The 10,324-nt window shown below is 40.9% G+C and carries 11 protein-coding genes; 2 read left to right on the top strand and 9 right to left on the bottom strand.

Features of this window, described 5'->3' with window-relative positions; all coding sequences use genetic code 11:
- On the top strand, window positions 1-423 hold a 423-nt coding region (locus G576_RS14125), incomplete at its 5' end, for an IS30 family transposase (RefSeq protein ID WP_425423364.1).
- Window positions 424-741: 318 nt separating this feature from the next.
- On the opposite strand, the gene rpsR is transcribed toward G576_RS14125, so the two are convergent.
- From rpsR to G576_RS0105015, 5 genes are all read right to left on the bottom strand, one after another.
- Window positions 742-981 carry a 30S ribosomal protein S18 gene (gene rpsR / locus G576_RS0105035; RefSeq protein ID WP_000068664.1) on the bottom strand — a complete coding sequence of 80 codons (240 nt, stop codon included), beginning with the start codon at window positions 979-981 and terminating at the stop codon, window positions 742-744.
- Window positions 982-1,034: 53 nt separating this feature from the next.
- On the bottom strand, window positions 1,035-1,526 hold the full coding sequence (locus tag G576_RS0105030) for a single-stranded DNA-binding protein (RefSeq protein ID WP_027973679.1): 492 nt from the start codon (window positions 1,524-1,526) through the stop codon (window positions 1,035-1,037).
- An 11-nt stretch (window positions 1,527-1,537) separates the two neighbouring features.
- The gene (gene rpsF, locus G576_RS0105025) at window positions 1,538-1,828 is read right to left on the bottom strand and encodes a 30S ribosomal protein S6 (RefSeq protein WP_027973678.1); all 291 of its coding nucleotides are present in this window, start codon (window positions 1,826-1,828) and stop codon (window positions 1,538-1,540) included.
- 176 nt (window positions 1,829-2,004) lie between these two features.
- Window positions 2,005-2,727 (bottom strand): ABC transporter permease, encoded by a 723-nt coding sequence (locus G576_RS0105020; RefSeq protein WP_027973677.1) that lies wholly within the window; start codon window positions 2,725-2,727, stop codon window positions 2,005-2,007.
- Between the two features lie 13 nt (window positions 2,728-2,740).
- Window positions 2,741-3,613 carry an ATP-binding cassette domain-containing protein gene (locus tag G576_RS0105015; protein ID WP_027973676.1) on the bottom strand — a complete coding sequence of 291 codons (873 nt, stop codon included), beginning with the start codon at window positions 3,611-3,613 and terminating at the stop codon, window positions 2,741-2,743.
- A gap of 1,505 nt (window positions 3,614-5,118) precedes the next feature.
- Between G576_RS0105015 and mutY the strand changes: the two genes are divergently transcribed.
- The gene (gene mutY, locus G576_RS0105010) at window positions 5,119-6,270 is read left to right on the top strand and encodes an A/G-specific adenine glycosylase (RefSeq protein WP_027973675.1); all 1,152 of its coding nucleotides are present in this window, start codon (window positions 5,119-5,121) and stop codon (window positions 6,268-6,270) included.
- Between the two features lie 272 nt (window positions 6,271-6,542).
- On the opposite strand, the gene G576_RS0105000 is transcribed toward mutY, so the two are convergent.
- The 4 genes from G576_RS0105000 to G576_RS0104980 all read right to left on the bottom strand — a co-directional run bounded on the left by G576_RS0105000 (window position 6,543) and on the right by G576_RS0104980 (window position 10,313).
- The gene (locus G576_RS0105000; protein WP_027973674.1) at window positions 6,543-7,310 is read right to left on the bottom strand and encodes an AraC family transcriptional regulator; all 768 of its coding nucleotides are present in this window, start codon (window positions 7,308-7,310) and stop codon (window positions 6,543-6,545) included.
- Window positions 7,311-7,440: 130 nt separating this feature from the next.
- Window positions 7,441-8,094, bottom strand: a complete 654-nt coding sequence (bglS, locus tag G576_RS0104990) for a beta-glucanase (RefSeq protein ID WP_027973673.1) — start codon at window positions 8,092-8,094, stop codon at window positions 7,441-7,443.
- A gap of 21 nt (window positions 8,095-8,115) precedes the next feature.
- On the bottom strand, window positions 8,116-9,432 hold the full coding sequence (gene bglS / locus G576_RS14030) for a beta-glucanase (protein ID WP_027973672.1): 1,317 nt from the start codon (window positions 9,430-9,432) through the stop codon (window positions 8,116-8,118).
- Between the two features lie 35 nt (window positions 9,433-9,467).
- On the bottom strand, window positions 9,468-10,313 hold the full coding sequence (locus G576_RS0104980) for a carbohydrate ABC transporter permease (RefSeq protein WP_027973671.1): 846 nt from the start codon (window positions 10,311-10,313) through the stop codon (window positions 9,468-9,470).
- Between the last annotated feature and the right edge of the window lie 11 nt (window positions 10,314-10,324).

Here is a 10,324-nt window from a genome sequence, read left to right as displayed (position 1 = left end):
GTTCTTGGCAAGAAAACCAAAGGTGAAGCTGTTATTTTGACTTTGGTAGAGCGCCAGACACGCTATGCACTGGGCGTTAAGCTAGAAGACAAACAGTCCCACACCATTAATAGTGCTGTAAGGCATCTTACCAGTCTGTATCCTATTGCATCCATCACAGCAGATAATGGTGCTGAGTTTAGTTTACTCTCAGACTTGGAAGCCGTTGATGTTTACTTTGCGCATCCCTATTCTTCACATGAGAGAGGCACAAACGAGAACTTTAATGGCCTCCTCAGAGAATATGTCCCTAAAGGAGTCTCACTTAATTCACTAACCTCTGAAGAACTGGACAATTATATCACTGCCATCAATGAGCGCCCAAGACGACTTCTTCAGTATCAATCCTCAAAATTTCTGTTTGGGCTAGCCCAAACAGCTTAACCTCTGGAACTCTAGCTATCAATGAACTTGTTGCACTTAACTTGACAACGTGCGTTTCTTTAAAATTGCAAATAATACTAGTTTTAACAACTCTATTCCTAGACTCAAAAAAACCCTTGTGACTGCTGTTTCTTCGCCGTTTTCACGACCTTTTCATTATAGTAAGTTATACTTTTTATATCAAAAAGTTTCATATAATCATTTATAGTTTAATATATTATTTCCAAAGAAAGATTTCATCCCAACTGTTTGTCTTTTATAGTTTTAGGCGTCTCAGTTTCAAGTTCATAAAAAAAATGACCCAAGGGGTCATTTCAATTAATCTTCGTTTACGAATGGCATAAGAGCCATAACGCGAGCACGTTTGATTGCTGTTGTTACTTTACGTTGGTTCTTAGCAGAAGTTCCTGTCACACGACGTGGCAAGATTTTACCACGTTCTGACACGAAACGGCTAAGAAGCTCAGTATCTTTGTAATCAACATATTCAATTTTGTTAGCTGCGATGTAATCAACTTTTTTACGGCGTTTGAATCCGCCACGACGTTGTTGAGCCATGTTTAATTCTCCTCTTTATATTTTTATAACGGGCAGTGCCCTTGTCCAATTCCTTAGAATGGAAGATCGTCGTCTGAGATGTCCATTGGATTTGAATTTCCAAATGGGCTTTCGTCTCGACCGAAGTTTGGTGTTGATTGTGCTGGTTGTGATTGGTAGCCACCAGTGGCATTCCCAAACGAACTATTCCCAGCATTGTAAGAACCAGCAGCGCCTTCACGTGTAGCACGACTTTCCAACATTTGGAAATTTTCTGCAACAACTTCTGTCACATAAACACGCTGACCTTGTTGATTTTCGTAGTTACGCGTCTGAATACGACCGGTAACTCCGATAAGTGCACCTTTTTTAGCCCAATTTGCCAAATGTTCAGCCGGTTGATTCCAGATGACACAGTTGATAAAGTCCGCTTCACGCTCACCATTTTGGTTTTTTCGGTTGCGATTAACAGCAAGGGTAAAGGTTGCCACGGCCACTTGGTTTGGTGTGTAACGAAGTTCTGCATCACGGGTCATACGACCCACAAGTACTACATTATTGATCATAAGGCACCTTCTTACGCGTCAAGTTTAACGATCATGTGACGAAGAATATCGCCGTTGATTTTTGACAAACGGTCAAACTCGTTAAGAGCTGTATCGTTAGTCGCTTCAACGTTAACGATGTGGTAAAGTCCTTCGCGGAAATCTTGGATTTCGTAGGCAAGACGACGTTTTTCCCATGTTTTTGATTCAACAACAGTTGCACCGTTGTCAGTCAAGATAGAGTCAAAGCGTGCTACCAAAGCGTTTTTAGCTTCTTCTTCAATGTTTGGACGAATAATATAAAGAATTTCGTATTTAGCCATTGATATGTTCCTCCTTTTGGTCTAATGCCCCCAGATCTTTGTCTGTGGGAAGTGAGGGATACTCACAAGGTATTATTCTATCAGATTCTTCCCTATCTTGCAAGGATTTTGTTGGTTTTTGAAAAAGGCTGAGCTTCTTCAGTAATCCACTATCATTTCAAGCTCTGCTCTGCTTTTTACTTAAACTCACGGTGAACAAAGAGTAGATAAGAAATACAAAGAAAAATAATCATGTAGACAAAAGCTACTATACTTGAGTGATTGATGAAGCCTGCCGAGCCATCTACTGTATTGGCAAGATTGGCAAATAACATGTATGGCTGATAGACCTCCGCATCAATTTTCAAGAGCAGGCTAAGAATCAACTTAGCAAAGGATTCAAACATGGTAAAAATAATGATGAATAGCGTATTCGTCTTATAAATCTTGTCAAACAGATTAAAGAAAACCAGAGGTATCGCAGCTATTGCTAAATAGTAAGGCATCTGGTAAAGCAAGCCTTCAAAGAGTCCTTTAAAAATAGTGTCTCCCGTAAATAGTTGATAAATCAAACCAGCAAAGGTATAGGCAATAAGAATGTAGAAAAGGCTGACAACCATACTCATTAACCAACGATAGGCAAAGGTCTTAGGGCGACTTTGAACTTTAATTAGACTATTGTTAATGGTACGTTGCACAAAGTCTTCACCAAAGAATATTTTACCTGGAGTGACAAAAAAGAGAGGGAGAAAGCCGGCAAAGAAAGGCATCATGAACGCTGCTACTCCTGTAGCAGGCATGTTTTGACGAGCAACGATGTAAGCAATTCCTCCGCTTAAAAGTAACAGAAGAATCAAGGAGATTAAACTCAATCGTTCTTTAAAAATACGGTAACAATCTGCTTTTAGAAATCTTAACATTTGCTTCTTCTCCTTACTGCAATAAACCTAAATAATAATCTTCAAAGCTTGATCCTGTTTGATAAACCCCCTTGATTTCAACCTTTAATTCTGACACCAAATCAATCAATTCTTGGACGGTTTTATCGGGCTTAATACTGAGATAGTCACCAACCATATCTAGAGCTATTCCTTTAGCCTGCAGAGCTGAGGCCACTTTATCATTATCATCGGTTTCTAAATGAATCCGATTTTCAACTTCTGCTTTAAGCGCAGCTTTTTCAACATCCTTAATCACCCGTCCCTTATGCATAATTACAAAGCGGTCAACTACCAACTCCAACTCTGATAAGATATGGCTAGAGATAAGAATGGTAATTCCATAGGTATCTCTGAGGTTAAGAATGATGTCTCGCATCTCTTTAATGCCTGATGGATCCAAGCCATTGATCGGCTCATCCAAAATCAAAAAGTCTGGAAAGTCAATAATCGCCAGAGCAATCGCCATACGTTGACGCATCCCAAGGGAAAAATTTTTAACCTTTTTCTTGCGATCAACATCTGACAAACCAACTAAAGCTAACACTTCTTTGATACGCTCATCTGCCTTAGGCAATCCAATCTGCAAAGCTACGTATTTCAGATTAGCATAAGCGGACATGTTAGGATATAGGGTTGGTGATTCAATCAATGCTCCAATTTTATAGTTTTGATAACGGTCAATCTTTCCTGAACTGGCATTGATAAGACCAGACAGAACGCGAATGAGGGTTGTTTTCCCTGCACCATTTTGTCCTACAAGTCCACAAATTTCACCTTTTTTAATGTCAAAGCTGATGTTTGATAACGCATCCTGCTTTCCATATTTTTTACTAATACTATCTATATGCAGCAATACCTCTGTCATAACGACACCTCTTTCCTTGATTATCAATCTTTTATGTATGCTTGAGTTCACACAATAAACATCTGTGTATTGATATTACCATACAACAATCTTTTGTGCAAGGAAAAATTTTATTAAAACGGATAAAAACACCTGCCGTCTCCGACAGATGCCCTTTGATTATTTAGTTATAGTTGAATCATAAGAAACTGCGACTAACGTTTAGAAATCTCCGTTTCTATACCGTGAACAATTAAATCTTAGCATTAGTACTCCTCCTACTAAGTCATGTTCTCTGAGCTTCAGGTGCTCGTGGTTAGACATTGATCAAAGTTGATGTGTCAAACTAGGCTTTTATGTTTATCGCTTGTTTAAGCTCCATAAGTTCCTGTCTAATATCATCTCATCTGATTGTTTTCTTACTGTTTCTGTAGGGGTCTTCTGAGACGTTACAAACTGCTATTTTTCTGTTTAATAATAGAGTTGCGAACTAACCATTTACTCTTGGAAGACCATTTTGATCTGTTTACTTATTATTTTTATAGAGCTTTATGATGAAAAACATTTGAAAGCTTAACTGTCACCGTTTTTATATCTTGCAATATGCACTAAGACCCTCCTGTATTGAGAACCTGTACTCATCAAAATCAAAACGCTTTTCATTGCTAAGACCATCTGCGAAGTTGGAATAAGACTTTCTTATTATTACTTCCGTCTTGCCTAGTCTGATTTGATTTTATAGAGTGTTACACACTGAGCGACAATAACATTTATCTTATTTTTTTCATTTACACTGAGTTACAATAACAACACATCTTATATTTGCATTGGACTCACTCCCTTGTGGCTATTTTATGCGACATGGAAACTGATATTGATATTCAAAGCTTACTATCAAACGCTAGCTATCATCTTGACTACTCTATGAGAGTTGACTCTGTTCCTATCTCTGTGATTAAAGGAAAATATATTATGTGCCAGATAGTCGTTTTTCTAGTCTGATTTGATTTTCCTTGAATGGTCAGTCTCCGTTTTTATATCTAGTTAGATTGAATGTCATAGGAGAAGCTCCTACGGAAATTGCTGTAAAGTTTTTGCCTACTGTCTATCGAGGCATGTCTCCGTTCTTATAGCGACCAATGTCAAAGGTTAACATATGCGCCACCTCCTGTATATGAGAAACGATGATTGAAGACTTAGTCTCCATTTGTGTATCTGTTGCGATTGAAGATTAGTATCAGAGTTACCTCCTTTCTTATCTTCCTTCTTTATGGTTTAAGTATAACGTAAGCGCTTTCTTTTGTCAAGTTTTTAGCTTCTTTCGCTTTTTCCGAACATTTTTTCTGAGGAAAAAAGCTGGCGCTGATTTGTTCTATCATCGTTCTGATTTGACGAACGAGAGAGCTTAAGATGTGCCACATTCTGACCTAAGAAAGTTGCAGAGACTTTTCAGCAAGAAAATAAAAACATTTTCTTTTGGAGCTCTGCCATTTTCCAAAAGAAAAAAGCTTTGGTACAATGAATTTATGATAAATTTGAGTGATTATGGAATTGACATGTGGGACTCTGACAAGATTGCAGATTTTCGTCGCACCCTGCTGGCTTGGTATGATCGTGAGAAAAGGGATTTACCTTGGCGTAGAACTTCTGACCCTTATAAGATTTGGATTTCTGAGATTATGCTTCAGCAGACTCAGGTAGTGACAGTTATTCCTTACTACAAGCGCTTTTTGGACTGGTTTCCGACGGTGGAAAACTTAGCTAACGCTCCTGAGGATAAGTTGCTCAAGGCTTGGGAGGGCTTGGGCTATTACTCTCGCGTCCGCAATATGCAAGTAGCTGCTCAGCAGATTATGACGGATTTTAGTGGTCGTTTTCCAGACAAATACGAGGACATCTCAAGATTAAAAGGTATTGGCCCTTATACGGCTGGAGCTATTGCAAGCATTGCCTTTGGCTTGCCAGAACCTGCTGTGGATGGTAATGTCATGAGGGTCATGGCGAGACTTTTTGAGATTAAGCAGGACGTGGGGGACCCCAAAAATCGTAAGATTTTTCAGGCCATCATGGAGAAACTAATTGACCCTGCTCGTCCTGGAGACTTCAATCAAGCTCTGATGGACTTGGGAACTGACATTGAGTCCGCTAAAAATCCTAGGCCTGATGAGAGTCCCGTCCGCGCTTTCAGCGCAGCCTATTTGCATGGGACTTACCATCTCTATCCCGTCAAAGCACCCAAGAAAAAGCCACGCCCCTTACAGATTCAGGCCTTTATCATTCAAAATCAGGCAGGTGAATTTTTGCTGGAGAAGAATGTCGAAGGAAGACTGCTAGGTGGTTTTTGGTCCTTCCCCATTGTTGAGACAAACCTTATCGCTAAACAATTAAATCTCTTTGAAAAGGAGACTGATGTTCTAGAAACCATCTCTCAGAAAAAATTATTTGAAGACGACTACCTGCTAACCCCGACTTGGTCTGATAAGACCTTTGCTCCCGTCAAGCACACCTTTAGCCACCAGAAATGGACCATAGAACTTTTAGAAGGTTTTGTGGAAAAAGCAGAGCTGACGAGTCCAAAAGAGTTACGCTGGGTATCTCCAGCCGACTTTGACGCCTACCCTATGGCTGCGCCTCAGAAGAAGATGGTGGCAGAAGTCCTAAAACCAAAGAAAAAATAGAACCGGAAAAGTACCACAAATAGAAAAAGAGGTTGGGCAAAACTAGCCTATAACTAAAAAAGACACAGGCAGATTGAGCTGATTCTGATGAAGTCTAGCTGAACTGTCTGTGTTTTTCTTTTTGTTTCTACTCTCTTGAACTAATTTCTTAGCCAATTTTGTTAGATTCATGCTCATTAGGAGGAATCCTATCTCCGTTTCAACCACTTTGTGGCCTCTGACTTTTAATAGGCTATCTCAACATTTTTGTTTTTCATTGAATTCAGGTACCTCTAAAGGGCATCCGAATCAACATTTTTATCCCATTTAACTCTGTGGTGGCTGTCCCGATATTTTTTAGGAGTCATGCCGACCACCTCTTTAAATTGTTGAATGAAGTGGCTCTGTGATGAAAAGGATAGATGGTTGGCAATATCAATCATCGAATCCTGACTGAATTTCAGTAGGTCTTTGGCAACTTCGATTTTTTTATTGCGGACGTAGGTGCTAAGGGAGACCCCTACTTCCTTCTTGAAGAGCCGCGATAGGTAACTGGTCGATACCCCATATTCAAGCGCCAGTTGTTCTACTGTGATGCGTTCCTTGATGTGACAGTAGATGTAATCTTTACAGGCTGCGATGTGCTTAGAAGTCACATCGTTTTGTTTTTTGCGCCGCATTTTTTCGGTAAAATCCATCACCATTTCATCGTGAAGGTTTTGAATTTCTTGGACGGTGTGCAGGTCATCTAATTTTTGAATGTAGAAGTCACTCAATCGAAAAGCTTGTTCCAATTCCATGCCGTTTTGACCACACATACGAGTAATCATGGCCGTGGTAATGACAAAGTGGTATTTGAGGTTGGTCACCATATTTCGTGACAGCTTTCCTACCCCCTCATTTTCCATGAAGCGCTCCTGCTCGCAATTTCGCTTGACAACTTCGATGTCTCCATTTGAAACTGCTTGGTAAAAGAGAAATTCTTCCGTCAACGGACGGTGAATGAGTTCATCAGAACCATCGCTTACTTCATAAAGGCGCCACTCTTCTCTATAACTCATTCTTCTGTCCTCCTGGCTTCTGACCTTGGCATGTGACCGCTTTTATTATAGCATATTTATTGGTTTTCAGAAAGTTTTTCATTATTTCTGAGAAAAAAGGAAAAGCTCCACACGGAGACTTTTCCAAGGTTTAGGAACTTTTTTGACTGGAATTGTAGCTTATCCATTTGTAATGACCATGCAGAGGCGTCTTTCCATCATAAGCCCCCAACCAATCATCAACTCCGATGCCTGGCCAAACATTAATCATGATTTTCCCTGGTGTTTCGGGGATATTGTCTATCGCGGTATAGACCGCTTTGCCATCGACATACCAAGTAATGTAGTCTTTTTGCCAGTCGAAACCATAGGTGTGAAAGTCCTCAGAAGCATCAAAACCCAAATCGTAGAGGAACTCATGCTCACCAACACCATCTGTGAAATAGTTGAACTGAACCTTTGTGGTGTCTCTCCCTAGAAATTCAATGTCAATTTCATCCCAAGGATTGCTATCACTTGGACCTGTGTAGGTAAAAAAGGAAGTCACAAGGCCTGGATTTTTGATGGCTTTCATACAGACCTGGTAATAGCCATAAGCAAAGAAGTCACGTGTCCGCCACTCACCTCCTGTGTAGGCTCCTGAGGCATCCTGATCGATTTTCAAGGACAAAATCCCATCTTGAAAAAGGACATTTTCTGGTTCAAATCGGCAATCAAACATGTGACCATTTGATCCCGTTCTAAGTTCCATGGTCTTCTCATTGTAGGTTTCAAAATGCGTCTTGAACTGCTTTTTATCTTCCATAGGTTCACTTTCTAGTGGTAATTAATGGTGATTTTTGCGAAGCGGCAACAGTGCCAAACCTGCTACTAGGGACAGGAATCCTAGGATGGTCAAGCCAGCATTTTCCTTTGTTCCTGTTTTTGGAAGAGTAGCTACTGCGCCTTGTGTTGTCGGTGTCTTGTCTGTTACAGGGGACTTTTTATCTGACTTGTCAGTATTAGCTTCTGGTTTTCTTTCAGGGTTCTTGTCGTTGTCAACAGGTGATTCGACGTCTGAGGTCTCACTTCCTTTGTCATCTACAACTGGTGGCGTATTCGGTGTTTCAGTGCCCTTGTCGTCTACAGCTGGTGGTGTAACCGAAGTTCCAGTGCCTTTGTCATCTACAACTGGTGGTTGCTCAAGAGTCACTGGTTCTGTTGCTGTATAGCGCATCCAATCATAACTTGCTACAAGTGGTGTTTTCCCATCAAATGCTTGCAACCAATCATCTACACCGGTTCCTGGCCATGCATTCATCATGATTCTACCAGGGGTCACTGGGATATTGTCAGTGGCTGTGTGCACCGCTTTGCCATCGACATACCAAGTAATGTAGTCTTTTTGCCAGTCAAAGGCATAGGTGTGGAAAGCTTCAGAAGCATCGAAACCTAAATCGTACACGTATTCATGCTCGCCATGACCATTTGTGAAATAGTTGAATTGAATCTTGGTGGTATCTTTCCCTAGAAACTCAATGTCAACTTCATCCCAAGGATTGTTGTCGCTTGGTCCCGTGTAAGTAAAGAAGGAGCTAACTGTTCCAGGATTCTTGATTGGTTTCATGCTGACTTCGTAGGTTCCATAGTGGAAGAAGTCTTGGGTACGCCATTCACCAGAAATAAATTCCACTGGTGCATTCACATCTGTCCCTTGATCCAGAGTCAGAGTCATCACCCCATTTTCAATCTTGACCTTGTCCGGTTTCCAAACAGCTCCGAAAGGATTGCCATTCCACCAGTCAGCTTTGGCCATAGTCCTTTCATCAAAAGACTCAAAATTAGTGCTATACTCTGTGGCGAGAGCTGGCGCTACTTCTTCTACCGTCTCAGCTGAGACTGCTTCTGTGACTTCGGTTGTTGATTCAACGTCACCTGCTGTTGTTTCGCTTGGAGCAGCTTGGACGGGTTCAGTAGCTTCTGTGCTGTCAGGTGTTGCTGCCTGGTTTTCTGTTGGAAGAGTTTCAGCCGGTGTTTCCCTTGTCTCGCTTATCGCCACTGGCTGAGGCGTAGCATCTTCTGCTGAAACAACTACGGCACCTGCGTGCAGGCTACAAATGGTAGCTGTTGCGCAAAGCCATTTTAACACTGTTTTCTTTGACATAAAAACCTCGCTTAAAAAATTTTTTGATAACAAGATTATTCTTTAACACCACCGAGGGTAACACCTGCAATGATGTATTTTGAAAGAAGGAGATAAACAATGATAATTGGGACGATTGCTACCAAGATCATGGTGTAGATTTTCCCCATATCAAAGTTCATGTAGTCAGCACCACGCAAAGTGGCAACCAAGATTGGCACGGTCATCTTGCTCTTAGATTGAATAACCAAGGCTGGAATGAAGTAGTTATTCCAAGAACCGACAAAAGTAAAGATAGCTTGTACGGCAATGGCTGGCTTCATAAGTGGCAAGACGATGGTGTTGAAAGTTCTAAATTCACCCGACCCATCAATTCGAGCAGCATCCACCATAGAAAGGGGTAGGGAGGACTGCATATAACTATACATGAAGTAGAAAACTGCTGGGGAGGCGATGGATGGGATAATCATTGGCAGAAGGGTATCGTACATGCCCATTTGTGTAATCAGTCTCAAGAACCCCATAGAAGTAACTTGAGTAGGCATGACGAGGATTGCCATAATAAAGGTAAAGGCAATTTTTTTGAGTTTAAAATCGTAAACGTATAAACCATAAGCTGTTAGGGCTGAAAAATAGGTACAGATAGCTGCTGTCGCCCCAGAAACTAAGAGACTGTTAAAAATGCCTCGAAACATTGGAAAGGTTCCATCGTTGGCAACCTTTTTCAGATTGTCAAAAAGATGGCTACCTGGTAAAGCTGAGAAACCCCTCTGCAATTCTGCATGAGAATGGGTAGCATTGATAATCAAAATATAAAAGAAGAAAAGGCACATAAATGACAGAGTTATGAGTACAAAATGTGCCACAAGACGCCTGATGCGGTTTTGTGCATTTGTTGACATGTGCTGACCTC

This window comes from Streptococcus porci DSM 23759 (assembly GCF_000423765.1).
Classification (GTDB): Bacteria; Bacillota; Bacilli; order Lactobacillales; family Streptococcaceae; genus Streptococcus; species Streptococcus porci.
Note: the sequence above shows the minus strand (reverse complement) of the source record. Positions and strands in the feature narration are given on the sequence as shown.